The organism is Eisenbergiella porci (genome assembly GCF_009696275.1).
In the GTDB taxonomy this organism is placed as follows: Bacteria; Bacillota; Clostridia; order Lachnospirales; family Lachnospiraceae; genus Eisenbergiella; species Eisenbergiella porci.
In genome coordinates this window covers 1-26,167 of record NZ_VUMI01000050.1, presented here as the reverse complement: position 1 = coordinate 26,167, position 26,167 = coordinate 1, and the positions used below count along the sequence as shown (strand labels likewise).

The following is a 26,167-nucleotide window of genomic DNA, read 5'->3' as shown; positions in this document are numbered from 1 at the left end:
TTACTGATGCCCCCTCTCAGATCTGTCCGGGCCTGCGCCTATCTTTGCCGCCTCAAATGGAATTTGGATTTCAACCACATTCACCCCGTCCTCTGTCCGTTCCGCCCGCAGTCCAAATCCGTCCCCAAACCGGTTTTCCAGCATACGCGCCACATACTGCAGGCCGATTCCATTGGAAGAGATATCATTCTTCTGAACGAGAACCTCCTTAATCTTTTCCGGATTTATCGGCGTCCCGTCATTTTTTACCAGAACCGCAATTTTTCCATTGGCAAGCAGCTCCACCTCTATCCAGATATCCCCCTGGTTCAGTCCACTGTGCAGGATAGCATTTTCCACAATGGGCTGCAGAACAAAACGCGGCATATCCGCTTCCAGAATTTCCGGATGCTTCCCTGTATCCATATGGAATCTGATATCATACTTCAGCTGCTGAAGCACAATATAGGCGCTGACTGCCTCCAGCTCACTTTTCAGGGTGGTTTCCCTCGTTTTTGACATATTATATAAAAGCAGCTTATTCAGAGCCGTAATAAAATGAACCATCTCCTTATCCTTTTTCCCCGCCGCATACCATTTCAGCGTATCCAGCGTGTTGTAAAGGAAATGAGGGTTTATCTTCCCCAGCATCACCCTGATCTCCAGCTCTGATCTCTTTTTCTCCTCCTCCTGCACCCGGTTCAAAAGAAGAAGGATGTTGCTTTTCATCTTATCAAGCAAAGCAAAATTATCATCAAACTCCTGGATATTCATCTGCTCCACCTTGGTTTCCACGTCATTGTCCGATGCGATCAGCTGAAGCCTCTTTTCAAACTTTGTAAAAGGAGTATAAATACTCCTCCACTGCAGGACCGAGGCCAGAATACAGGCAAAAACCGCCAGAAGAGTGACAACGCTCAAATTCAGCGCCATTCCGTAAATCTGTCTGTAATATTCCTTTACGGGAACCCACAGATGGATTTTCCAGCCCCCTTCCTCCGTCCGTTCATAGGTTTTATAACGGCGGGAATTTTCTGAAAGCTCTTTTTTACAGGACTGAAGATCCGAAAAAAGAGGGACCAGGTTTTCATCTGAGCAATACATGGTACGCCCTTCCGCCGATTCAATCAGAAAAACGGTATCCATGCCCATCACACTGCCCGGCATCAGCTTTTGAAGATACTTATACCCGGATTCCAGATAAATATAGATATCTCCATACTCCTGTTCCACTTTATAGGTACGCAGAAGTGAAAGACAAGGATAAGAGGCCACCTTTGACTTTGACTCATGCGGCCCGTAGAAGTTCATTTTCTGCCACTGGCAGAGAAAATACTCGTCCCCCGGAAGCTCCCCGTTTGCAAGTGAGGTCTGGTTTATTTTGACAGGCGCTTTCCCATCCTTAGGGACAACAATATACGTAAGATTTCCTATGGATGGATTGGCGATCTCATAATTGGCGATCTGCTCCCTCAGATAAATCAGCAGATCCCCCTTTTTAATCGTATCCTCCTCATCAAAATACAAATGAAGATTCTTACCCACAGTACCATCAGCTTCCAGCAGCCAGGAAATAGAATTCATACTGTTCATAAGATCCTTCATATCACTTGACACCTTATTCAGGCTGTTATTAATTTCCTCATCCACATCATTATGGTTGATCCTGTAAAACTGCAGCAGAATCAAAACCTCCACCACAAGAAGAGGAACCAGCATCCCAAAAACCCAGACCTTAATGATCCGCCTAGCAAAAGACTTCGAAGCCTTCCTCTTCCCCTTCCCCTCATCACGCATCCTCAAACATCCTCCTCCGCCCCAGAATCAGCACATTCCCCTAAATTTATTTACAGTATAACATAACCCCCTGTCCCGTTCTACCAGAATATCCTATACGCCCCAATTTCTGCAACTGTCCAATTTCTTCCTATTCACCGCCAAAATCCTCTTTGTTTTTTTAATGGCTATCCGGGTCACGCTGGCGCATTTGTGTGATATAAGCGCCATGCTCTGTTTACTGACATACGACAATGTTCCAACAGAATGGGTCGAAGACATTGAGAATGATATTTTATGTGCAATTAAAGAGGCCAGCCGGATCCGGCCATAACATACAAAAGGAATCAACTCCGGCTGTTAAACAGCAGGGGCAATTATGAGGGCGTGGAAAAGGCCTCTCAGTCCGAGAGGCCACAACTCCCCTTATTCCTCACGAAGCATTTCCACTACGCTTTCTTTATCCGTCACTTTAATCGTAATATAAGGCACCACAATTCCGATAACCACCATAAAAGGCAGAACCATCATCATCGGCCAAATAATGAACCGGTAAGTGGTAAACCAGAAAATTACGAAGTTGCCGATAACTACATAAGAAAACAAGGTTCCCAATACAAGGCTGAACAGAATCACGCCTGCCGCATAATATCCGCCTTCCATGCATACCATTCTCCGGATCTGACGCTCTGTCATACCGATAGCCTTTAAAGCGGCAAATTCCTTTTTCCTTGTAATGATACTTGTAATACAGGCATTCACAAAGTTCAGTATGCCGATGATGCCAATAATCAGTGCAAGGACACTACCGACCATTGTGAATGTGCCTTTCAGGTTTTCAAAATTCTTCACATACTTTACTTTTGATTCCCCTTTTTACAGGATCACTGTTTTTCCGCCGGGAATACCTGAAATAAAGAGCCTTTTCCGGGTTCTGATTTGAGGCTGATATAGCCTCCCTGCCTGGCAATGATCTCCCTTGCCAGGTACAGCCCCAGGCCGATGCCCTTCATGCCGTTTACCCTCTCCGAACGGTAGAACCGCCGGAAAATTGCCGCCTGCTCTTCCTCCGCAATCCCGATTCCATTATCCTGAACCAATACCGCCGTAAAGCTGCTGTAGGGCTTTAAGGAAATTTGGATAACACCGTTTTCATCCGTATATTTCAGCGCATTCTCTATGATATTTGAAATGGCCTCCACCGTCCATTTCAAATCATAAAATGCCTCTACGCTTCCGGCTTCCTTATAACCGGGATCAAATATGATCTTTTTCCCGATCCTATTGCCATAGCTTCCTTCCAGGCTTTCCATCAGCAGGGCAATATCCTGCATCTGCGGATGCACTGCCACAATGCCATTTTCCAGACGGGACATTTTAACCAGGTTTTCTATCAGAAAGGCCATCCTGTCATTTTGATCCACGATCTGGTTAACCAGATGCTTTTCTTTTTCCTCCAGGTCACATTCCGCCAACAGGCCGGAATACAGCTTGATGGTTGTAATCGGCGTTTTTGTCTGATGGGAAATGTTGCTGATCAGCTCTTCTATTTTTCCCTTGTCTTCCTCCACCTTCTTTCTGCCAAGAAAGCTGGATGATATAAATTGATACATTTTATTCTACAGCATTGATAATCTCTGCTCATCAAAGCTTTCTTCCTGAAAATTACCGTCTATGGCGCTGTCTATCATCTGTTCCAGCTTCTTATATTCCCTGAGAACATAAAGGATAAGATATACAGAAAAGATAAGAAGAATTACCGTTATGATCAGGAGCGCCCCTAAAATATAGGTTATATAAGGACTATTTAAAAGAAATGACATGCCGTTCCTCTCAGTCTGCCTGGAAGCGGTATCCGATCCCATAAACCGTCTGAATATAACGGGGGTTCCTGGGATCCTCCTCCAGCTTGTCCCGCAGCCTTTTTATGGATACGGACAGCGCATTTTCGTCTACAAAATCACCGTCGCTTCCCTATACCTTTTCCATCAGGGTTTCTCTGCCCAGAACCATATTTTTATTTCTCATCAGGGTAATCAACAGCTTCTGCTCCGTTTTGCTCAGCAAAACCTCCTCATCCCCCCGGTAAAAGCTCTGTTTCTCCAGGTCTGCCGTAAAAGGCCCTTCCTTCAGAAGCGTAACGCTGTCTTCAGCGGACTGATATCTTTCGGCCCTCCGTAAAGCGGCCATAACCCGTTCCCTCAATACCGCAAGGGAAAAGGGCTTGGTGATATAATCATCCGCCCCTGCCTGGAAGCCCGTGACCTCATGAAGCTCCGTATCCAGGGCTGTTAAAAAAATAACAGGATCATTTCTTCCTTCTTTTCTGAGCCGGCGGCAGATATCAAGGCCGCTTCCATCAGGCAGATTAATATTCAGAAGGACCAGATCAAAGAACTCCGTTTCCAGCATTTTACGCGCTTCCTTAGCGCTGTGGCAGCAACGGAATACAAAGCCGTCCTGCTGCAGTACAAGGACAATTCCTTCAGCCAGCGCTTTATCATCCTCAACAATCATTTTTCATTTATTTTTACCACCGTATTTCCCTGTTCTGTGCTTTCTGATGGACGAAGCCGGTTTTAAAGACTCACCGCCCGTATAAAAACCACCCTATGAAATAAGCAGATAACTTAATGGTTATCTGCTTATTTCTTCCGGACATCTGCTGTTTTCAACTGCAGATGCCGCTTTCTCTTTTTTTATTGGAACTTATAATTATTCATCCTCTTCTTCCGTAGGGAAAATCAGATTTTCATCTTTGTCCGCGCTGCTTACATATCTTTCTTCCTCCGGAATATCCTCCATGGCATCATCCGGATTATCGAATTCCTGGCTTCCATCAGAAACTCGCTCTCTTACCTTGGCTATCTGCGCTACCTTCACGCCCTTATCCAGATTGATCATCTTCACGCCGGAGGTGATTCTTCCCAGAATGGAAATATCCTCTACCCTCAGCTGAATGATAATTCCTTCGGTGGTGATCATCATGATCTCATGATCGTCATTTGTGGCTTTCACGCCCACCACATAGCCCGTCTTCTCTGTAATCTTATAGCACTTAACGCCCTTTCCGCCTCTCTTCTGCACGGAGAATTCTTCAAGATAGGTACGCTTGCCCATACCGTTCTCGGACACGATTAACAGGGAATCGCCCTGGCTGTCAAGCTGCATGCCCACGATTTCGTCGCCGTCGTCCAGGTTCATGCCGATAACACCCATGGACATTCTTCCGGTCGCCCTCACATCAGTTTCCTTGAAGCGGATACACATGCCATGTCTGGTTACCAGGAAGATTTCCGTATCCGCGTCAGTGATTTTAACCTCAATCAGTTCATCGTCATCGCGCAGATTGATCGCCGCAAGGCCGTTTTTACGTACATTGCTGTATTCCATAACCGGAGTTTTCTTCACGATACCGTTTCTGGTTACCATGAACAGGTTCTTATTGTCCTCATAATCCTTCACAGGGATAATGGCCGAGATCTTTTCTCCCGGATTCAGCTGGAGAAGGTTAATGATGGCCGTTCCCCTGGCCGTCCTGCTTGCTTCGGGGATTTCATAGGCCTTCAGCCGGTACACCCTGCCGTAGTTGGTAAAGAACATGACATAATGATGGGTGGTGGTCATCAGCAGATCGGCGATGAAGTCCTCCTCGATGGTCTGCATTCCCTTAATTCCCTTGCCGCCGCGGTTCTGGGATTTGAAATTATCAACGGTCATACGCTTGATATAGCCCAGATTGGTCATGGCAATTACGGTGTTGTCCCTGGGGATCATATCCTCCATGGAAATATCATACTCGTCATAGCCGATGCGGCTCCTTCTGTCGTCACCATACTTCAGGGCGGTTATCTGGATTTCCTCACGGATAACACCCAGCAGCAGCTTCTCATCTGCAAGGATCGCCTTCAGCTCCGCGATCTTTGCCAGCAGCTCCTTATGCTCATTTTCCAGCTTCTCTCTTTCCAGACCTGTCAGAGCGCGCAGCCTCATATCTACGATGGCCTGCGCCTGTGCATCGGAAAGTTCAAAGCGGTTCATCAGGTTTTCCTTGGCAGCCTGGGTATTCTGGCTGGAACGTATGATGCGGATCACTTCTTCAATATGATCCAGGGCAATCAGCAAGCCCTGCAAAATATGATCCCGCTCTTCCGCCTTATTCAGATCATACTTTGTCCTTCTTGTTACCACATCCTCCTGGTGCTTCAGATACAGCTTCAGCATTTCCAGAAGGTTGAGCACCTTAGGCTCATTGTTGACCAGCGCCAGCATAATAATTCCGAAGGTATCCTGCATCTGCGTATGCTTGTAAAGCAAATTCAGGATTACGTTGGCATTGGCGTCTCTTCTGAGTTCAATAACAATACGGGTTCCTTCTCTGTTGGATTCATCCCTCAGATCGGTAATTCCTTCAATTTTCTTCTCTTTATGCAGCTCCGCGATCTTTTCGATCAGACGGGCCTTGTTCACCATATAGGGAAGCTCAGTTACGATAATCTGGCTCTTACCATTGGGAAGCGTCTCAATATCGGTTACCGCGCGCACCCTGACCTTTCCCCGGCCGGTACGATAGGCTTCTTCCGCTCCCCTGGTTCCCAGGATAATGCCGCCCGTAGGAAAATCGGGCGCCGTTATGATCTGCAGAACCTCTTCTATATCCGTATCCCTGTCTTCATTTACCCGATTGTCAATCAGCCTGACAACCGCATTCACTACCTCCCTTAAATTGTGGGGAGGGATATTGGTAGCCATACCTACGGCAATACCGGAGGTACCGTTTACCAGAAGATTGGGATAGCGGCTGGGGAGTACGGTGGGTTCCTTTTCCGTTTCATCAAAGTTGGGTACGAAATCTACCGTATCTTTATTGATATCAGCCAGCATCTCCATGGAAATCTTGGAAAGCCTGGCCTCTGTATAACGCATGGCGGCCGCACCGTCGCCGTCCTCGGAACCGAAGTTTCCGTGTCCGTCAACCAGCGGATATCTTGTGGACCACTCCTGGGCCATATTAACCAGCGCCCCGTAAATGGAGCTGTCGCCGTGGGGATGGTACTTACCCATAGTATCGCCGACGATACGGGCGCACTTTCTGTGCGGCTTATCCGGACCGTTGTTCAGCTCTATCATGGAATAGAGAACACGCCTCTGCACCGGCTTCAGGCCGTCCCTGACATCAGGAAGCGCACGGGATGCTATAACGCTCATGGCGTAATCAATGTAGGAATTTTCCATGGTTTCCTTCAGATCGACGTCATGGATTTTATCAAAAATATTATCTTCCATTCTTTAATGACTCTCCGTTTCTCCAGTAACTGTCATCAGATATCCAGATTCTTGGCATACTTGGCGTTCTCTTCAATGAATTCGCGCCGGGGCTCCACTTTGTCTCCCATCAGGGTGGTAAAGGTAAGATCAACCTCAGACTCCGCCTCTTCATCCATATTTACACGGATAAGAATACGTTTTTCAGGATCCATGGTTGTCTCCCAAAGCTGCTCGGCATCCATTTCTCCCAGTCCTTTGTAACGCTGTATCTTGTTGTTCTGATCTCTTCCCACCTCAGAAAGAATATGATTCAGCTCTTCATCGCTGTATGCATACCACTCTTTTTTATTTTTTTCCAGCTTATAAAGAGGAGGCTGCGCCAGATATACATGCCCCTGCTTAATCAGATCAGGCATAAAACGATAAATAAAAGTAAGCAGGAGAGTTGCAATATGGGAGCCGTCAACATCGGCATCCGTCATGATAATGATCTTATGGTATCTGAGCTTGGAAATATCAAAATCGTCATGGATTCCCGTGCCAAAGGCTGTGATCATTGCTTTTATTTCCGCATTGGCATATACCTTGTCAAGCCTTGCCTTTTCTACATTCAGAATCTTACCGCGCAGAGGCAGGATGGCCTGTGTGGCACGGCTTCTTGCCTTTTTGGCGGAACCGCCGGCGGAATCTCCCTCTACGATGTATATTTCACAGTTTTTAGGATCTTTATCGGAGCAGTCAGCCAGCTTTCCGGGCAGGGACATGCCCTCCAGAGCTGTTTTTCTTCTGGTCAGCTCCCTTGCTTTTCTGGCAGCCTCCCTGGCACGCTGCGCCAGAATGGATTTCTCACAGATGGTCTTGGCCACGGCAGGATTCTGCTCCAGGAAATAGGTAAGCTGCTCGCTTACCACGCTGTCCACCGCGCCCCTGGCCTCGGAATTTCCAAGCTTCTGCTTGGTCTGTCCCTCAAACTGGGGATCCTCTATCTTCACACTGACAATGGCAGTCATACCTTCCCGGATGTCTTCTCCGGTAAGGTTCGTCTCATTGTCCTTTAACAGCTTTTTATTTCTTGCATAATCATTAAAGGTCTTGGTTATTGCATTCCGGAAGCCAACGAGATGCGTCCCGCCCTCCGGCGTATTGATGTTGTTGACAAAGCTGTAAACGCTTTCCACATAGGAATCGTTGTGCTGCATTGCCACTTCCACGTATACGTTATTCTTGCTTCCCTCAAAATACATGACATTTTCATAAAGAGGGGTCTTGCTCTTATTCAGGTAAAAAACAAATTCCTTGATCCCGCCCTTATAGTGGAAGGATTTCTCCTGGGGATTCTCTTCCCTGGTATCTCTGAGTATGATCTTAAGGCCCCTGGTGAGAAATGCCATCTCACGCAGACGCTGCTTGAGCACGTCAAAGTCATATTCCGTGGTTTCCTGGAAGATCGTGGCGTCAGGCTTAAAGGTAACCTTAGTACCCGTCTTATCCGGATCACATTCGCCAACAACCTTCAGGGTATAGACTGCCTTTCCCCTTTCATAACGCTGTCTGTAAACCTTGCCTTCCTGGCAGATCTCTACCTCCAGCCAGTCAGAAAGGGCATTCACTACGGAAGCGCCTACTCCATGGAGACCTCCGGATACCTTGTATCCCCCGCCGCCGAACTTTCCGCCCGCATGAAGGATGGTAAATACCACTTCAACAGCGGCAATGCCGGCTTTATGGTTGATACCGACAGGAATACCACGTCCGTTATCTATAACCGTAACGGAATTATCCTGATTAATTGTAACATCGATGGTATCACAATAGCCGGCAAGAGCTTCATCCACCGCATTATCTACGATTTCGTAGACCAGATGGTGGAGTCCCCTGCTGGATGTAGTACCAATATACATACCAGGTCGTTTGCGGACCGCTTCCAAACCTTCCAGTATCTGTATCTGATCCGCGCCATATTCGCTGTGGCTTTCTGTGTTTTCAGTACCCATATATTCCTCCATTTCACTGCAAAAGGCCAAAATTAAACAAAAAGAGCACAAATAGATAGAAAAGCCTACAGACCCTTATGATCAGGCCCATAAGTTTTTCTACCTGTTTGCCTATTCTATTTTATTATATCATGAATTTGCGTTGTCCACAATAGACAGAATATCGACCGTTTCCGACTGTGAAGTCATACATAACAGTTCAGGCCTGTCCGGACTGTTACAGCTATACCGCGGCGATGGTTCCGCTCGTAACCTTGAACACTTTATTGATTTCAAACCGGTTATTGATAAATTCATCCAGACCGGTACAGGTAATAATCGTCTGAATATTCCCTATACTGTTCAGAAGATAATTCTGGCGGCTGCTGTCCAGTTCGGACAGGACATCGTCCAGAAGCAGTATTGGGGTATCGTTTGTCATTTTTTTAACGAGTTCGATTTCCGACAGCTTCAAAGAAAGCGCCGCCGTCCTCTGCTGTCCCTGGGAACCAAATCTCCGGATATCTATGTCGTTGGCAATAAAGGCAAAATCATCCCGATGCGGCCCTACAGTCGTCTGCTTCAGCCGGATATCCCTTTCCTGGCCGGCGCGGAGCCTGCTTTCGAAATCCTCCGCGGAAATATCCGGTTCATAGGAGATTACCAGCTTTTCCCTTCCGCCGGAAAGGCTGTCATGGATGCTGCCGATAATCCCGTTCAGCTGCTCCACAAAAGCAACGCGCCTTGCAATAATTTTTTTTCCGAATTCCACCAGCTGAATATCCCATACATCCAACGTCCCCCTCAGGGAGGGATTCATGTACATATCCTTGAGCAGCCGGTTTCTCTGGTTTACTATTTTATTATAGTTGTTCAGGTTATGCAGATACATGGGATCAAGCTGACAAAGCTCCATATCCACGAATCTGCGCCTTTCCGAAGGGCCATTTTTAATGATACCGAGATCCTCCGGGGAGAAAAAAACAACATTCATCAGCCCCAGAAGCTCTGTGGCCTTCTTCAGCTTTCTTCCGTCGATAGCAATCCCCTTTGTCTTATTTTTGCGGAGATGCATGTCGATTTTGATCTCATCCCCGTCCTTTTCCAGATAAGTCCTGATGTGAGCCTCTTCCTCTTCAAAGTTAACAATATCCCGATCCTTTGTTCCCCGGTGGGATTTTGTCGTGGCACACAAATAAACCGCCTCAAGGATGTTCGTCTTCCCCTGTGCGTTGTCCCCGTAAAGAATATTGGTGCCTTTGTCGAAGCTCATATCCAGAAAAGCGTAATTCCTGAAATTAGATAGCTCCAGTGATTTGATTACCATGAAAATTACCCGATACTGCCTTTCAAAACTGCAGCAGCCCATAACGTATAACGTCATGAACTGCCGCAGAAAAATTACTCAATTTTAAGAGTCTGTCCGTTAAATTCAACAAGATCCCCGGGAACCAGTTTTTTACCGCGCTGCGTTTCCACCTGGCCGTTCACCTTAACAAGCCCGTCCTGCACCGCATACTTGGCATCCACCCCGGACTCGGCAAGGCCGGCTGCTTTCAGAGCCTGTCCCAGCTTAATATATTCATCTTTTATTTTAAAAGTCTGCATTTTTATCCTTCCGCTTCCAAAACTGCCGTAAACGTCCTTCCACAGTTACACTGTTGTAAAGTTAACCGGCAGAATCAGATAGATATAATTATTTTCCTCATCCCTGATAAAGCAGGGAGCTTTCGGATTTACCAGATAGATAGTGATTGTTTCGTCGTCAATAACACGCAGGGCATCAATGAGGAACTTGGGATTAAAGCCGATCATGAGATCTTTTCCCACCTTGGTAATATCGATTTCTTCATCCATGCTTCCCACCGTGGAATTGATCTTAAGCTCTATGGATCCGTCTGTAATATTGATAATAATGGGCTTTTTATCCCCTTCCTTGATGAGCAAGGTCGCTCTGTCAATACAGTCAAGGAGCTCTTTTTTATTGATCTCAACCTTGGTTTCATAATCGCTGGAAAGCATCTGATCGATCTTGAAGTATTCACCCTCAATCAGCCTGGAAACCACCGTGGTATTTTCAAATTCAAAAACAATATGCTTATCTGTAAAGAAAATCGTTACGTCCTTATCCGCATCACCGCCCAGGATCTTGCTGATCTCATTCAGTGTCTTTCCGGGAACCACTACTTTTTGGGAAGGGTAGGAGTTCTTCAGATGGATCTTACGGATGGAAATACGATGCCCATCAAGGGAGATCACTCTCATTTCCTCACCGTTGATCTCAAAGAGTTCACCGCTCATCAGCTTATTGTTATCGTTGTCAGAGATGGAAAAGATCGTCTGGCGGATCACTTCCTTCAGGGTATACTGTGACAGGACAATGGATTCATTTCTTTCAATCATGGGAAGATAGGAAAAATCTTCTCCCGATTTTCCAATGATATTGAACTTTGCCTTTTCACAGGTGATGGTTGTTTTAAAATTACTGTCGGTTATGATGGTGATATCGTTGTCAGGCAGCTTCCTTACGATTTCCAAAAAGATCTTGGCATCCAGGGCAATGATCCCCTTTTCAACGATGTCGCCTTCAATAATTGTTTCAATGCCAAGCTCCATATCGTTGGCAGTCAGTTTAATTTCTCCTCCGGTGGAATCAATGAGGATACATTCCAGGATGGACATGGTGGTTTTATTCGGCACTGCTTTGGATACCACCTGAAGACCTGTTAACAGATTGCTTTTGGAACAAACTAATTTCATGTGTGCATAAACTCCCTTCTGCGAATTCACATTAACGTACCGGTTGCCACGCCGCGCGCGATCTTTTATTAATTAAAGTATTTAGTAATATTAAATAGTAGGGGGTGTAGATATGTGGATAACCCTTTTTATTATACATTTTGCAAGGAAAACTGAAAATAATAACTTGTTTAAAACTGACGGACAGGCTGAGGTTAATTGTCAGGATATTCACAAACGTTCTGAACCGCCGTTCCAGGGCATCCTGCCGTAAAAATTCCTATTCACAGCCTGTCCCCATACTGCCCACAGCTTGTCAACTTTTTTTAAACAAAGTTATACACATATCTTCTTCTTGATAATTTCAATGTTATTCTTAAGCTCTTCGTTGGTGGCAAGCTCTTCTGAGATCTTATTGGCCCCGTGGATTACGGTGGTGTGATCTTTTTTACCAAGCAGCTTGCCGATGTTGGCCAGTGAGGTTTCCGTCAAATCCCTGCACAGATACATAACGACCTGGCGGGGCAGTACGAATTCCGAGTTCCTCTTTTTGGAGGTGATGTCTTCAGGATTGACACCATAGTGCTCGGCAACTACCTTAATAATAAGTTCAGGCGTGATCTTGTCGGGCTTGTCCGGATTGATGATATCCTTCAGCGCATCCTCCGCCAGCTCCATCGTGATCTCAGGCTGGTTCTCAATCTTGGATTTGGCGATAATACGGTTGAAAGCGCCCTCCAGCTCACGGATATTGGATTTAATGTTGGTTGCAATATACTGGAAAATGGAGTCGTCGATCTTTTTATCATAGTTCTCCGCATTCTTGCGCAGAATTGCCATCCTGGTCTCATAATCAGGGGGCTGGATATCTGCGATCAGGCCCCATTCAAAGCGGGAACGGAACCTTTCATCCAGGGTTTCCATTTCCTTGGGCGGTTTATCGGAGGACAGAACAATCTGTTTTCCGGCGGCATGAAGGACATTGAAGGTATGGAAGAACTCCTCCTGTGTACTTTCTTTTCCTATTATAAATTGGATATCGTCGATCATGAGGACATCCACCGTACGGTATTTGTCACGCAGCTTGGTCATGGCAGCCGCATTACCGCTTCGGATGGATTCAATTACTTCATTAGTAAAGGACTCCGAAGTAACATAAATAACCTTCATGTCCGGATTCTGTTCCAGGACAAAATGGCCGATGGAATGCATAAGGTGGGTTTTGCCCAGTCCGGCCCCGCCATAAATATAGAGGGGATTGTAAGCGTCACCGGGGGATTCCGCAACGGCAAGACAGGCGGAATGGGCGAATTTATTGTTGCTTCCTACAACGAAGGTATCGAATTTATACTTCGGGTTCAGGTTTGCATTTTCATAATTAATATTAAAGGTGCCGCTGAAGGGGGACTTCAGATCCTCAGCGGAGGACTTGTCCTTCCTGGCGTCCTTCTCCAATATAAAAGAAACTTCATAATAATGATCCATCATTTCTGTGATGGTAACACGGAAGAAGTCTTTATATTTGGAAGAAATATAATTAAGTGCATGTGACTGGTTCGATGTGATAAGAATGATTACCACATCATCCTGTACATCGAAAAACTTCAGTGGTTCTATCCACGTATGATATGAAACATCGGAGAGATCATATTCTTTTCTGATGGTTTCCTTAATTTCATCCCATCTGGCCTCGATTGCCTGCATCCCTAAACCTCCTAAACTAACTGAAAATACATCTATCTTATCTTACTCTAAAAAAATGCAAATATCAAATGTTAATTCTGGGGATAAGATTTTTCCACAGGGTGTGAACGGAAGGGGGTGGAAGTTAACATATTTGGGGTTTGGGATGTGTAAATGTGGATAAGTGGAAAAGTGAAATCAACATATAAACATCCAGATTTTATGCGGCTTTGATAATAATTTTTAAATTGAGAATAAAAATTAAGCTGAGTTTATCCACAAGTTATACACAATTTGTGGATAATGTTATGTTAAGTGGAAAGAATCGTTGGCAGCGTGTGGATTATTTTTCCGGGGCTAGATATTGTATAAAAAATGAAATTTTAGTAACTACATATTGTATTAGTGAAAAACACGATTTTTACCGCCTTTTTTCAGCGTTTTTTTTATTGGGGAAAATGCGCGGTTTTGCTTGACTTGCGGGGTTTCTTCCTATATAATCGGTAATGATATTTTCTGACACAACATCAGAAACCCAAGTGAAGGAGGTGCATCTTTAATGAAAATGACATTTCAGCCTAAGAACAGGCAGAGAAATAAAGTTCACGGCTTCAGAGCCAGAATGAGTACTCCGGGAGGAAGAAAGGTACTGGCAGCAAGAAGAGCAAAAGGAAGAAAGAGATTATCCGCATAGGCCGCAGTTTTGTGGCCTTTTTTTCTCTTTCCAGGAAAGATTGGATGTAGAATGAATTTTTCGGAAAGCTTGAAGAAAAACCAGGATTTTCAGTCTGTTTACCGGAAGGGCAGATCTTATGCCAATAAACTGTTGGTCATGTATGTGTTGGAAAATAACATGGAAAGAAACAGACTTGGAATTTCTGTAAGTAAAAAAGTAGGGAACAGCGTTGTGCGTCATCATGTCACAAGGCTGGTGCGCGAAAGCTACAGACTGCAGGAGAATATATTTAATAGTGGTTTAGATATAGTAGTCATAGCCAGAGCGAATGCAGCTTCGGCTTCCTATGCGGAAATCGAGAGTGCATTGTTGCATTTGGGTAAGCTTCATAAAATTATAAGCTGAATTGGATATGAAAAAGATTGTAATTGCCCTGATTAAAGGATATAGAAAGTATATATCACCAATGAAAAGTACAAAATGTCCTTATTTTCCCACCTGCAGCGAGTATGGGCTTCAGGCTGTGGAGAAGTACGGTGTCATTAAGGGCGGCTTGCTTGCTTTTTGGAGAATTTTGAGATGTAATCCCTTTTCCAAGGGAGGCTATGACCCGGTTCCTTAAAGAGGGCGCCGGTTTAAGGAGGAAATAAGTTTTGCCAGGAATTATTTTGACCAAAAGTGCGACTCCTGTTATCGGGTGGGTTGCCACGTTGCTCGGTTATATTATGGAGGGTATCTTTTATATCCTCAACCTGATCGGGATTCCCAACATCGGTATCGCCATTATCATTTTCACCATTGTTATTTATATGCTCATGCTTCCTCTGACAATTAAGCAGCAGAAGTTCTCAAAGCTGAGTAATAAGATGAATCCTGAGCTGCAGGCCATCCAGAAGAAATACAATGGAAAGAAAGACAATGATTCCATGATGGCCATGCAGAATGAAACGCAGGCCGTTTATGCAAAATACGGTGTTTCACCTATGGGCAGCTGTGTCCAGATGCTGATTCAGCTACCTATTATCTATGCTTTGTATAAGGTTATTTATGCCATTCCTGCTTATATCGGACAGGTTAAGGAGGCGTTCTTCCCCCTGGTGGACAAGCTGATTGCCCAGCCGGGAAGCGCGGAGTTTATTCAGGGCTTCCGTAATGCGGGGATGTATATGAAGCAGTTTTCCAATGAACTGTTTACTGCCGGGGATACAACCTATGTACAGAATACGTTTATTGATGTGCTGAATAAAGCGTCAACTCCGGAATGGGCGACTCTTGCTGAGAAATTTCCCAATTTATCAGCGGATATCGCTGCCACTACGGAAAAGCTTGCTTCCTACAATAATCTGTTTGGCATGAATATCGGGGATTCCCCTTCTTATTATCTGTCCAATGCGATGCAGGCCAGGAATGTACTTCTGATTATTGCAGCGCTTGCCATTCCTGTACTTGCTGCAGTTACCCAGTGGCTGAACGTTAAGCTCATGCCCCAGCCGGAATCCAATGGCGAACAAAACAGCATGATGTCTTCCATGAAGATGATGAACAATATCATGCCCATCATGTCTGCTGTATTCTGTTTCTCACTTCCTGCCGGTGTTGGTTTATACTGGGTTGCCAGTGCTGTGGTAAGAAGTATTCAGCAGGTGCTTGTTAATAAGCATATTGATAAGACTGATTTTGACCAGCTGATTGAGAAAAACAAGGACAAGGCCAAGAAAAAGCAGGAAAAACGGATCAAGCGGATGGAAAAGGCTGGAATTGATCCTAAGACCATAAACCAGTATGCCAGCATGAATACACGTAATGTGCAGCCTTCCACGAAGCCTGTGACAGCTGCAAGCACTTCTTCTAAAAAGCCCGCGGGATCAAAAGCGCCCATGACGGCGGAGGAGAAGGAAGCGGCCGTGAAGAAGGCGACGGAGATGTATAACAAGAACGCGCCGAAGCCCGGAAGTATTGCTGCAAAAGCAAATATGGTTAAGGTTTATAACGAAAATAATAACAGCAGGCCGGAAAAGGACAGCACCGGTAAGAAATAGGATGCAGCAAAGCCGGAGGGCGGACTGCAGTAAGATAAGATGTTATGGAACTGTGAAGCAACGGTTCCTGTGATGATTGCCGCGCCCGGCGGCAGAACGGAGGAAATTATGGAGTTCGTAGAATTTACTGCCAAGACAGTGGATGATGCCATTACCGCAGCATGCCGTAAATTTCTTGTGACCAGTGATAAGCTGGAGTATGAAGTGATAGAAGAAGGTTCTACCGGTTTCCTGGGATTTAATGCCAAGCCCGCGAAAATCAGGGCAAAGGTTAAGGGAAGCGTTGAAGATACGGCCAGAGAATTCTTAAATGATGTATTTGCCGCAATGAAGATGACTGTTGTGGTTGATGTGAAGTTTGATGAAACAGACGGATTTCTTGACATCGATTTAAGCGGCGATGACATGGGAGTTCTTATTGGAAAAAGAGGACAGACCCTCGATTCCCTCCAGTACCTGGTTTCCCTCGTAGTCAACAAGGAAGCGGAAGAGTATATCCGTGTTAAGGTTGATACTGAAAATTACCGTAAGAGAAGAAAAGAAACGCTGGAGAACCTGGCAAAGAACATAGCATATAAGGTAAAGAGAACGAAACGCAGTGTTTCTCTTGAGCCTATGAATCCGTATGAAAGAAGAATTATTCATTCTGCCCTTCAGAATGACAAATATGTTACAACCCACAGTGAAGGGGAAGAACCTTTCCGTCACGTTGTAGTTACCCTGAAGAAATAAACAGGGACAGAGGTAGATGGATTTATGAAACAGACTGAAACAATTGCTGCAATTGCAACGGCACTGTCTGATTCAGGAATAGGAATTGTCCGTATCAGCGGAGAAGAAGCAATTGAAATTGGAAACAGGGTTTATAAATCAAAGAATGGCTGCCATAATCTTAAGGATTATGGCAGCCATACCATTCACTACGGTTTTATTGTGGATGGAGAAGAAATCCTGGACGAAGTAATGGTAGCCATTATGAAAGCGCCTAGCAGCTATACTAAGGAAGACACCGTCGAGATCAATTGTCATGGCGGTGTTTTAATCATGCAGAAAATTCTTGAAGCTGTTCTGAAGCAGGGCGCCAGGCTGGCAGAACCGGGCGAGTTTACAAAGAGGGCATTCCTGAACGGAAGAATTGATCTTGCAAGGGCGGAGGCTGTCATGGATTTGATCCATTCCAGAAATGAATTTGCCCTGAAATCTTCCGTAAAGCAGCTGAAGGGTTCCGTATCCGACTGTATCCGGAAAATGCGGGAGGAAATCCTTTATGAAATTGCTTTTATAGAATCAGCACTGGATGATCCGGAGCATATCAGCACGGAAGGCTATCCTGAAAAGCTTCTTCCAAAGATCCAGGATCTTCTGGGCAGGTGTGAAAAACTGATTAATTCCGCTGATAACGGCAAAGTCCTGAAGGAAGGGATCAATACTGTCATCGTTGGAAAGCCCAATGCGGGTAAGTCATCTCTTCTTAACATCCTGGTAGGTGAGGATAAGGCCATTGTAACGGATGTGGCTGGAACCACAAGGGATGTTCTGGAGGAATCGATACGTCTGCATGGAATCGGTCTGAATATCATCGATACCGCAGGGATCAGAGCCACTGAGGATGTGGTGGAGAAAATAGGAGTGCAGCGCGCCCTGAAATATGCAAAGGATGCAGATTTGATCCTGTACGTGGTAGATTCCAGCGTGGCGCTGGATGAAAGCGATGAGGAAATACTTGATTTATTAAAGGATAAGAAATGCATAATTCTTCTGAATAAAACGGATCTTGAACCTGTGGTTACGGAAGAGATGCTGCGTGAAAAAATAGGAGATCCCAGGGTCTGCATGATACGGACTTCCACAAAGGATAATACGGGAATTGAAGCGTTTGAAAATACGATAAAGGATATGTTCTTCGGCGGGATGCTTTCTTTTAATGAGGAAGTGGTCATTACCAGCATGCGCCATAAGCAGGCTCTGGAAGAAGCAAGGGACAGTCTGCTTATGGTGAAGAAAAGTCTGGAGGATGAGATGCCGGAGGACTTTTATTCTATTGATCTGATGAGCGCTTATGCTTCATTGGGTCTTATTATCGGTGAGGAAGTGGGAGAAGATCTTGTTAATGAGATTTTCAGCAAGTTTTGTATGGGTAAATAATTATGAAAATGGAGCAGATGTCATTATTTGATGACAACAGGATCACCTATGATCCCCTGGCGAGCAGGCTCAGACCGTCCGGGCTGGATGAGTTTGTAGGACAAAAGCATCTGATCGGTGAAGGAAAGGTATTGCGCAGGCTGATCGATCAGGATATGGTTTCCTCCATGATTTTCTGGGGACCGCCTGGGGTTGGAAAGACGACTCTGGCAAGGATTATCGCAAGAAAGACAAAGGCTGAATTTATTGATTTCAGCGCGGTAACAAGCGGGATCAGGGAGATTAAGGAAGTCATGAACCAGGCGGAAAGCGCCCGGCAGATGGGAATGAAGACCATTGTGTTTGTTGATGAAATCCACCGTTTCAACAAGGCGCAGCAGGATGCATTTCTCCCTTTTGTGGAAAAAGGAAGCATTATACTGATTGGCGCCACTACGGAAAATCCTTCCTTTGAAATCAATGCCGCTTTGCTTTCCAGATGTAAGGTTTTTGTGCTGCAGGCCCTCACCACCGATGATGTGGCGCAGTTGCTCCGCCATGCGCTTAGTTCTCCCACCGGCTTCGGCTGTCAGAAGATAGTCATATCGGATGATATGATAGAGATGATAGCGGCTTTTGCCAACGGAGACGGACGTACGGCGCTGAATACACTGGAAATGACGGTATTGAACGGTGAAATACAGCCCGACGGAACCACGGTGATAACAAAAGAAATCCTGGAGCAGTGTACCAGCAAGAAATCATTGCTTTATGATAAGAAGGGGGAGGAGCATTACAATCTGATCTCCGCCCTTCATAAATCCATGAGAAATACGGATCCGGATGCCGCGGTGTACTGGCTTTCCAGAATGTTGGAGGCAGGAGAGGATCCGCTTTATGTGGCAAGAAGGCTGGTGCGCTTTGCCAGTGAGGATGTGGGTATTGCAGACAGCAATGCGCTTGTGGTCGCAGTGGCTGCCTATCAGGCCTGTCATTTTAACGGTATGCCTGAATGTAGTGTGAATCTGGCACAGGCAGTGGTATACCTGTCAATGGCTCCCAAGTCCAATGCACTATATGCGGCTTATGAAAACTGTAAAGAGGATGCTGTTAAAATGCTGGCGGAGCCGGTTCCGCTGCAGATACGCAATGCCCCTACCCGGCTCATGGAAGAGCTTCATTACGGAGAAGGTTATATCTATGCCCATAATACGGAAGAAAAGGTTACTGCTATGAGATGTCTGCCGGATTCCCTGAAGGATAAAAGATATTATATACCTACCGGTGAGGGAAAGGAAGCAGAGGTTAAGGAGAAGCTTGACCGTATTCTGAAGTGGAAGAGGGAACAGGAAAATAAGAAAAGACAGGGGAATAAGGAAAGTAAGGAAGAGTAAGAAAAACAGAAAAAAAACAGGGAGCACTGACAGCGCGATCTGCCGGTGCTCCCGCAGGTAATCAGGTATTGGCTGAGGGAATGGCCGGCCTTCGTTTCTCTGTCTTGCTTAAAAGAGATTCAGACAAAGGAAAAGCTGGCTTTAAAGGCTTTTGAGGCAAACGCTTTTTCAAAATCCTTTAATTCATAAAGCTCTATTTCCGGAAGATGGATTTTGTTATCGTTAAGAAGCCTGAGTGCGGGTTCAAATGGGCCGCAGCGGCTCCCGACGATAGTAAGTTCATTTACCGCCACCATGCTCATGTCGATACTGAGTTTTCCTGAATAGGTACTTTTCAGCAGAATAGTGCCTTTTTTACGGACAAGTTCCATTGCCTGGGGAAGCCCTGTCTCGGAACCTGTACATTCTGCCACGATTTCATAGCCTTCCTTTTCCCCGCAGGTTGTAACCCTGGCGAAGGGACGGAAAAGCTCCAGTTTCTCTGGATGGCGGCCGATTACCGTAAGATCAACACCAGTGAGCGCCAATACCTGCGCGGTGAGAAGCGCCAGCCTGCCATCTCCTAAAACAGCTGCATTTTTATCCGGTGAAATATGCACCTGGGTAAGGATTTCCAGGGCGGCGGCCAGCGGTTCGGTAAAGATGGCCCGGGTATCCGGCAGTTCGTCCGGCACCAGATGAAGAAGAGAGGTATCGATAGTCATATATTCTGCAAAACAACCATCTTTATTGTCCATACCCAGAACCCGGCGGTTGGAACAGTGTGTGGGCCTGCCGGTCCGGCAGTAGATGCATTTGCCGCAGGCTGCATTCAGTTCACCTACCACGCGGCGGCCTTTTAGCTTTTCATCCGGGGACTCCACAACCTCGCCAACAAATTCATGACCCATAATGCCGCGAAATGAGGGGCGGTATCCTTTCCGCACTTCTTTGTCCGTATTGCATACGGCGCTGTAGTGTATTTTTATCAGGCTTTCGCCTTCTTCAGGAACCGGTATGGGAAGATCTTCCCGGTAAACGGCGCCGGATCCGTCATAGTATAATCCTTTCATTCAATTCCTCCTTTTCTGTCGCTTTCTATGAAAAATATTGTGCTGCAGTTCGTTTTTTGCAACTGTCCAGCGGGGCAGCGTATTTAGCTGCGCAGGCCAGTGCTTTGCATTGATCGTAAGACAGGCTTATGTTTTCATAGTATCATTTATTTTGTGTATTTTCTATTAATTTTTTTTGTGGTATGATGAATCCATAAGTATGCAGAAATCGTTTTAAATATTGCAGTTTACAGAAATCAGGGGGACAGGGCAAGATGAAAAAAGAATCAAATATGGGATTGCTTTTTTTAATGGCTGTTGGTATTGTAGGACTTGGACTTTATTACGGTGCGACAGATAATTATGGAAGCGGGGAAATACAGCTGTATCATTTTATCTGCTGGGTAGTACTGATAATTGCTCTGCTGCGGGCGCTGGAGCTGGTGTGGGAGCCGGTGAAGTTTTTCTGGGATCAGGCCTGGGGAAAGGTACAGGAAAACCGTAAAAATGCTGCGGATTCTATGGGGAATGCACCCAAAGATGTCCTTTCCGGCGAAGAGATGCAGACTGCCATAATTGTTCCTGAAGCAGGCCGGCGGGTTTTTGCAGAAAGAGAGTATGCAGGGCCTGTGAGGGAAGCAGCGGCTGCACGGGAAAGTGTTCTGAGGGAGGAACCTGTCCGTGAAAGTGTAATTCGTGAAAATACTGTTTGTGAGGATGCCGCTCGCGAAGGTGTTGCACGTGAAGGCATTGTTCGGGAAGGCGCTGTTTGTGAAAGCGCTGCTGCGCCGGCTGTTATTATTACGCCTCCTCCGGCCATGGCTGATGTGTATTCAGAAGAAAAGAAGAAAAAAAACAAAAAAAAGAAAAAATAGAAGGAGTTATTCATTATGCCGCAAATCAGGGAATGCTATGATGTTTGTGTGGTGGGGGCGGGACATGCCGGATGTGAGGCAGCGCTGGCCTGTGCCAGAATGGGATTGGAGACAGTGATCTTTACGGTCAGCGTGGACAGTATCGCGCTGATGCCCTGCAACCCCAATATCGGCGGTTCCTCTAAGGGCCATCTGGTCCGGGAAGTGGATGCCCTGGGCGGTGAGATGGGTAAGAATATAGATAAGACTTTTATTCAGTCCAAGATGCTGAATGTTTCCAAAGGGCCGGCAGTCCATTCTCTCAGGGCGCAGGCCGACAAAGCGGAGTATACCTGGCAGATGCGTATGATACTTGAAAATCAGGAGCATCTGACAATTAAGCAGGCGGAGGTATGTGAGCTTCTGGCGGAGGATTTGCCGGGTACGGATGATGGTTCAGGAAAATGCAGGAAGAAAATTACAGGAGTAAGGATTTATACGGGCGCTGTTTATGAAGCAAAGGCGGTCGTATTATGTACGGGAACCTATCTGAATGCGCGGTGTCTGTGTGGTGAGGCTATTACCTATACAGGGCCGAATGGCCTGCAGCCCGCAAATCACCTGACGGATTCCCTGAAGGCGCTTGGGGTTGAGATGAGGCGGTTTAAGACCGGGACGCCGGCGCGTATGGATAAGCGGACAATTGATTTTTCCAAAATGGAAGAACAGCGGGGAGATAAAAAAGTGGTTCCTTTTTCATTTTCTACCATACCGGAGAGTATCCAGAAGGATCAGGTTTCCTGCTGGCTGACTTACACCAATGAGGAGACTCATGATATTATTCGCGCCAACCTTGACAGATCACCGATTTATGCGGGAATTATAGAAGGGACAGGGCCAAGATACTGCCCGTCCATTGAAGATAAAGTGGTAAAGTTTGCGGATAAGAAAAGGCACCAGGTATTTCTGGAGCCGGAAGGTATCCATACAAATGAAATGTATGTGGGAGGTATGTCATCATCTCTTCCGGAGGACGTTCAGCTGGCAATGTACCGAAGTGTTCCTGGCCTGGAACACTGTAAAATAGTGAGAAATGCGTATGCAATTGAATATGATTGTATTAATGCAAGGCAGCTGTATCCTACCCTGGAGTTTAAAAATATTGAAGGCCTGTTCAGCGGCGGGCAGTTCAATGGAAGCAGCGGTTATGAAGAAGCGGCGGCACAGGGACTGATAGCCGGAATGAATGCGGCCCTTTCCATACAGGGAAAGGAGCAGATAATTCTGGATCGTTCCCAGGCTTATATCGGGGTGTTGATTGATGATCTGGTAACCAAGGATAATTTCGAGCCATACAGAATGATGACCTCCCGCGCTGAGTACAGACTTCTTCTCCGTCAGGATAACGCGGATATCAGACTTCGTGAAATAGGATATAAAGCTGGACTGGTAGGAAAAGAAGAATATGAAGCAACCATAAATAAGCAGAAACAGATCCAGGAAGAAATGAACCGTCTGAAAAAAACGACGGTAGGAGCTTCCGCTTCAATCCAGTCATTTCTTGAATCACATGGAAGTTCACCTTTGAAAACTGCCGCAAGCCTTTCGGAACTGATCTGCAGGCCTGAACTGGATTATGAAATTTTAGGGGAGATTGATCCCGACAGAAAGCCCTTACCTGCTGATGTAATCGAGCAAGTGGAAATAGAACTGAAATATGAAGGATATATATCCAGACAGCTGCGTCAGGTAGAGCAGTTTAAAAAGATGGAAAAGAAAAAGATCCCGGAATGGATAGATTATAATGATATTTCCAGCCTCCGTCTTGAAGCCAGGCAAAAGTTGATTTCCTATAAGCCGGTATCCGTAGGACAGGCATCAAGAATTTCAGGAGTTTCACCGGCTGATATTTCGGTTCTTCTTATTTATCTGGAGCATCTGGGAAAGCAGGAAAAAGCATGAAAAGCTATAATTTGACACAATTCAGAAAAGATCTAAGTGAACTGTCGATAGAACTGGATAAGAACCAGGAAGAACAGTTTATGCAGTATTATGAACTACTGATCCAGTGGAATGAAGTAATGAATCTGACAGCTATTACTGATTTTGATGAAGTTTTAAAAAAACACTTTGTAGACAGTCTTTCTTTAATAAAAGCGGTGCCGGAGCTGTCGAAGGAAGGGTACTCAGTCATTGATGTGGGGACAGGCGCCGGTTTTCCAGGAATCCCTTTGAAAATCGCATTTCCGGGGTTAAAGGTAACACTTCTGGATTCCCTGAATAAGAGAGTAAAGTTTTTGAATGAGGTGATTGCCCAAATCGGACTGGCGGATATAGATGCAGTTCATGGAAGAGCGGAGGACTATGCGAAGCCGGGCTTGTTCCGCGAAAAGTATGATCTGTGTGTGTCACGGGCAGTTGCTAATATGGCCACATTATCCGAATATTGCCTGCCGTTCGTGAAGGTTGGGGGAAGGTTTATTCCTTATAAATCCGAAAAAATAGAAGAGGAAGCGGCTGTCGCAAAAAAGGCCTTTTATCTCCTGGGCGGGGAAGTGGTGGAAAATATTGAGTTTAATTTACCGTATAGTGATATTTACAGATCCCTTTTTATTATAAGGAAAAAGACTCCTACGCCCGGAAAATATCCCAGAAAGGCGGGACTTCCGGCAAAGGAGCCAATCAGTTAATTTTTTTTCATATCCAGGTATCCCATGAGAACTACCCATACGTAAGCACAGGTTTTGGGGATCATGAGCATGCCTATCAAAGGAATCATATCAGCCCATAATACAACCGGGATATAGAAGCCGAAGCTTAAGGTGATTGCAAGCCACATAAAGCGGAAGTTTCTGTCCCGGTTTTCTTTTGCTTCCTGATAGAATAGAACAATAATCAGTATTCCCATCAGGGCGAAAGGAATGTTCCGGTAAATTCCCCAGGATAATGGTGCATCGGCACTGACCCATTTGTTTTGGGGAAGCAGACAGAGTATAATTCTTATCAGGGCAAGCCCGTACATGGCAAAATTCAGCGATTTCGTGTCCGCCTTATGATATCTCATTTTCCAGATTTCAAAAAGAATCAGATAAAATATGGTCATTGTTATTGAGGTAATCAGTTTTCCAACGCCGAGGGCAGCTGTATGGGCGGCAAGTCCGTCAGTGCATAGGGAATAGGCTCTTGGGATCAGATGAAAGGCATCACCGCAGCCAAGTATGACAGCCATAATTCCAAATAGTTTATATTCTTTTCTTTCTTTTGATTTGGTTATCATGATGATCCCCAGTGTGATGACAGTAATTAAATATACTGCATCAAAAAATGTTTCCATAATTGCCTGCATTAATATTTCTCCTAGTATTAAATGATTATCAATATGAACTTTGTTCATTATAGACTTATTATACATGGATGTCAACGGTATTTTTTATTTTTTGTTTGAAAGTAGTCGGGTGCTAATTGAGCATCCCCAGCGTTTTGTGCGCTCTGATTATTGATAGATTGATTGTTAGGATAGATTGTTAGAAGTACGTCGTGGGTAATAATATAGCGTTTTAGATATGCCTTATACTGAATCTATTATAGATAAATGTGGTAAGCATTGAGACCACATATTTAGCTCCTGTATAGGAGAGTAGTGATCCGGTATAAAAGATTCTGGGAAATTGGGTGTAATGTCATTATTGAAAGAAAGATCAAATCGTCAGCTGTTGATCTTTATTGAGAGAAAGATTGAATCCTCTGCTGTTTGTAGAGAAATACTGTCCACTATCTATTACAATCTATAATTTCATGATAAACGATATGGATAATATATTCATAACCTACGTATAAGTATACCTTTCATGTAATCTGTTTCGTTATGGGTTTGGTAAATGAATTCTTTTTCATTCTCTGTACATCCAATTAATATCTTTATTTCCGAATCACGTTTCATTAAATCAACGATACACATAATCGCATCAACTTGCTTTCTTTCATCTGTTCCCACCCATACATCAATGCCGTCACCATCCATTGAAGAGGTATTATCTAAATAGCCATAGTCAACTCTGTAAATAAAGTCAGAAAACTTAGGATGAACAGCTCCCTTAGGCCTATCTATTATGATTTTTGATTCACTCACTATTCTATCTATTGCATTCCAAAAGCTATCATTTGTTTCCATGACTTCACCTCATAACATATCTTTTATAAATTTATTTTTTAAGTATATGTTTGTAAAATAAATCCATATTATTTATACTGTTCTTATAATTCTATATTTTATATGAATATTAACCAGGGGATTATTTCTACATTTACAAATCAAGACGTATTTTATTAAATCTGGTAACTATAATTATATTGTTATTTATATTGTTTCACGTGAAACATAATATATTTGTTTAATAATATATGCTTAGTAAATTTTAATATTAGTATTTTGAATTACTGATATATGTTTTGCATTTTTTTGCTTAAAGAAAAGGAATAAATATCAATACTAAATATATATTTAGATGTTGGGGTCAAAAGCCCTATAATAGTACCTTGAAAATTTTACACAAACACTCTATTTCTTGCTCGGTGTGATATACTGTGTTTATCAAGTAAAGGTGGTAAATACGAATGGCATTCAGAATAAA

General features: G+C 44.7%; 24 protein-coding genes and 1 pseudogene. 10 read left to right on the top strand and 15 right to left on the bottom strand.

From position 1 onward, the window contains the following. The 12 genes and pseudogenes from FYJ45_RS22570 to dnaA all read right to left on the bottom strand — a co-directional run bounded on the left by FYJ45_RS22570 (position 1) and on the right by dnaA (position 13,439). The gene (locus FYJ45_RS22570) at positions 1–1,776 is read right to left on the bottom strand and encodes a sensor histidine kinase (protein ID WP_235930963.1); all 1,776 of its coding nucleotides are present in this window, start codon (positions 1,774–1,776) and stop codon (positions 1–3) included. A 405-nt stretch (positions 1,777–2,181) separates the two neighbouring features. Further along, a complete protein-coding gene (locus tag FYJ45_RS31510) occupies positions 2,182–2,607 on the bottom strand; it encodes an FtsX-like permease family protein (RefSeq protein WP_154467328.1) in 426 nt (141 codons plus the stop codon). A gap of 32 nt (positions 2,608–2,639) precedes the next feature. Then, the gene (locus tag FYJ45_RS22560; RefSeq protein ID WP_207708446.1) at positions 2,640–3,326 is read right to left on the bottom strand and encodes a sensor histidine kinase; all 687 of its coding nucleotides are present in this window, start codon (positions 3,324–3,326) and stop codon (positions 2,640–2,642) included. Positions 3,327–3,374: 48 nt separating this feature from the next. After that, positions 3,375–3,578 carry a hypothetical protein gene (locus tag FYJ45_RS22555; RefSeq protein ID WP_154467326.1) on the bottom strand — a complete coding sequence of 68 codons (204 nt, stop codon included), beginning with the start codon at positions 3,576–3,578 and terminating at the stop codon, positions 3,375–3,377. A gap of 10 nt (positions 3,579–3,588) precedes the next feature. Beyond that, positions 3,589–3,708: pseudogene (locus FYJ45_RS32835) on the bottom strand (winged helix-turn-helix domain-containing protein); the annotation flags it as partial. 21 nt (positions 3,709–3,729) lie between these two features. Then, positions 3,730–4,272: a response regulator transcription factor gene (locus tag FYJ45_RS22550; RefSeq protein ID WP_321170291.1), complete on the bottom strand. Its 543-nt coding sequence runs from the start codon at positions 4,270–4,272 to the stop codon at positions 3,730–3,732. 198 nt (positions 4,273–4,470) lie between these two features. Further along, positions 4,471–7,041 (bottom strand): DNA gyrase subunit A, encoded by a 2,571-nt coding sequence (gene gyrA / locus FYJ45_RS22545; protein ID WP_154467325.1) that lies wholly within the window; start codon positions 7,039–7,041, stop codon positions 4,471–4,473. 35 nt (positions 7,042–7,076) lie between these two features. Beyond that, positions 7,077–9,017 (bottom strand): DNA topoisomerase (ATP-hydrolyzing) subunit B, encoded by a 1,941-nt coding sequence (gene gyrB / locus FYJ45_RS22540; RefSeq protein WP_154467324.1) that lies wholly within the window; start codon positions 9,015–9,017, stop codon positions 7,077–7,079. 223 nt (positions 9,018–9,240) lie between these two features. Continuing rightward, positions 9,241–10,323: a DNA replication/repair protein RecF gene (gene recF / locus FYJ45_RS22535; protein ID WP_154467323.1), complete on the bottom strand. Its 1,083-nt coding sequence runs from the start codon at positions 10,321–10,323 to the stop codon at positions 9,241–9,243. Between the two features lie 74 nt (positions 10,324–10,397). Further along, positions 10,398–10,604: an RNA-binding S4 domain-containing protein gene (locus tag FYJ45_RS22530; RefSeq protein WP_021634524.1), complete on the bottom strand. Its 207-nt coding sequence runs from the start codon at positions 10,602–10,604 to the stop codon at positions 10,398–10,400. A gap of 45 nt (positions 10,605–10,649) precedes the next feature. Continuing rightward, on the bottom strand, positions 10,650–11,756 hold the full coding sequence (gene dnaN, locus FYJ45_RS22525; protein ID WP_154467322.1) for a DNA polymerase III subunit beta: 1,107 nt from the start codon (positions 11,754–11,756) through the stop codon (positions 10,650–10,652). A 315-nt stretch (positions 11,757–12,071) separates the two neighbouring features. After that, positions 12,072–13,439 carry a chromosomal replication initiator protein DnaA gene (dnaA, locus tag FYJ45_RS22520; RefSeq protein WP_021634521.1) on the bottom strand — a complete coding sequence of 456 codons (1,368 nt, stop codon included), beginning with the start codon at positions 13,437–13,439 and terminating at the stop codon, positions 12,072–12,074. Between the two features lie 538 nt (positions 13,440–13,977). On the opposite strand from dnaA, the gene rpmH reads away from it, so the two are divergent. The 7 genes from rpmH (at position 13,978) to FYJ45_RS22485 (ending at position 19,651) form a co-directional block, all read left to right on the top strand. Then, entirely contained in the window at positions 13,978–14,112 is a 135-nt protein-coding gene (gene rpmH / locus FYJ45_RS22515) for a 50S ribosomal protein L34 (RefSeq protein WP_009255045.1), read from the top strand. 51 nt (positions 14,113–14,163) lie between these two features. Beyond that, positions 14,164–14,499: a ribonuclease P protein component gene (rnpA, locus tag FYJ45_RS22510; protein WP_021634519.1), complete on the top strand. Its 336-nt coding sequence runs from the start codon at positions 14,164–14,166 to the stop codon at positions 14,497–14,499. A 7-nt stretch (positions 14,500–14,506) separates the two neighbouring features. Then, positions 14,507–14,716, top strand: a complete 210-nt coding sequence (yidD, locus tag FYJ45_RS22505; protein ID WP_021634518.1) for a membrane protein insertion efficiency factor YidD — start codon at positions 14,507–14,509, stop codon at positions 14,714–14,716. 31 nt (positions 14,717–14,747) lie between these two features. After that, positions 14,748–16,133, top strand: coding sequence for a YidC/Oxa1 family membrane protein insertase (locus tag FYJ45_RS22500; protein ID WP_154467321.1), 1,386 nt, complete (start codon positions 14,748–14,750; stop codon positions 16,131–16,133). A 108-nt stretch (positions 16,134–16,241) separates the two neighbouring features. Next, the gene (gene jag / locus FYJ45_RS22495) at positions 16,242–16,865 is read left to right on the top strand and encodes an RNA-binding cell elongation regulator Jag/EloR (protein WP_025487946.1); all 624 of its coding nucleotides are present in this window, start codon (positions 16,242–16,244) and stop codon (positions 16,863–16,865) included. Between the two features lie 24 nt (positions 16,866–16,889). Next, positions 16,890–18,278 (top strand): tRNA uridine-5-carboxymethylaminomethyl(34) synthesis GTPase MnmE, encoded by a 1,389-nt coding sequence (gene mnmE / locus FYJ45_RS22490; protein ID WP_154467320.1) that lies wholly within the window; start codon positions 16,890–16,892, stop codon positions 18,276–18,278. Between the two features lie 8 nt (positions 18,279–18,286). Next, positions 18,287–19,651, top strand: a complete 1,365-nt coding sequence (locus FYJ45_RS22485; RefSeq protein ID WP_154467338.1) for a replication-associated recombination protein A — start codon at positions 18,287–18,289, stop codon at positions 19,649–19,651. A 119-nt stretch (positions 19,652–19,770) separates the two neighbouring features. On the opposite strand, the gene FYJ45_RS22480 is transcribed toward FYJ45_RS22485, so the two are convergent. After that, positions 19,771–20,703: an MDR/zinc-dependent alcohol dehydrogenase-like family protein gene (locus tag FYJ45_RS22480; protein WP_154467319.1), complete on the bottom strand. Its 933-nt coding sequence runs from the start codon at positions 20,701–20,703 to the stop codon at positions 19,771–19,773. A gap of 254 nt (positions 20,704–20,957) precedes the next feature. On the opposite strand from FYJ45_RS22480, the gene FYJ45_RS22475 reads away from it, so the two are divergent. Genes FYJ45_RS22475 through rsmG form a run of 3 tightly spaced genes read left to right on the top strand, consistent with a single transcriptional unit; the run spans position 20,958 to position 24,226 of the window. Next, positions 20,958–21,557 carry a hypothetical protein gene (locus FYJ45_RS22475; protein WP_154467318.1) on the top strand — a complete coding sequence of 200 codons (600 nt, stop codon included), beginning with the start codon at positions 20,958–20,960 and terminating at the stop codon, positions 21,555–21,557. Between the two features lie 15 nt (positions 21,558–21,572). Beyond that, on the top strand, positions 21,573–23,498 hold the full coding sequence (gene mnmG, locus FYJ45_RS22470) for a tRNA uridine-5-carboxymethylaminomethyl(34) synthesis enzyme MnmG (protein WP_154467317.1): 1,926 nt from the start codon (positions 21,573–21,575) through the stop codon (positions 23,496–23,498). After that, positions 23,495–24,226 carry a 16S rRNA (guanine(527)-N(7))-methyltransferase RsmG gene (rsmG, locus tag FYJ45_RS22465; RefSeq protein ID WP_154467316.1) on the top strand — a complete coding sequence of 244 codons (732 nt, stop codon included), beginning with the start codon at positions 23,495–23,497 and terminating at the stop codon, positions 24,224–24,226. The genes mnmG and rsmG overlap by 4 nt, the downstream gene beginning before the upstream one ends. Here rsmG and FYJ45_RS22460 read toward each other — a convergent pair. Both FYJ45_RS22460 and FYJ45_RS22455 read right to left on the bottom strand, forming a co-directional pair. After that, a complete protein-coding gene (locus FYJ45_RS22460; RefSeq protein WP_154467315.1) occupies positions 24,223–24,882 on the bottom strand; it encodes a hypothetical protein in 660 nt (219 codons plus the stop codon). The genes rsmG and FYJ45_RS22460 overlap by 4 nt on opposite strands. A gap of 474 nt (positions 24,883–25,356) precedes the next feature. After that, the gene (locus tag FYJ45_RS22455) at positions 25,357–25,707 is read right to left on the bottom strand and encodes an inorganic pyrophosphatase (protein ID WP_154467314.1); all 351 of its coding nucleotides are present in this window, start codon (positions 25,705–25,707) and stop codon (positions 25,357–25,359) included. Between the last annotated feature and the right edge of the window lie 460 nt (positions 25,708–26,167).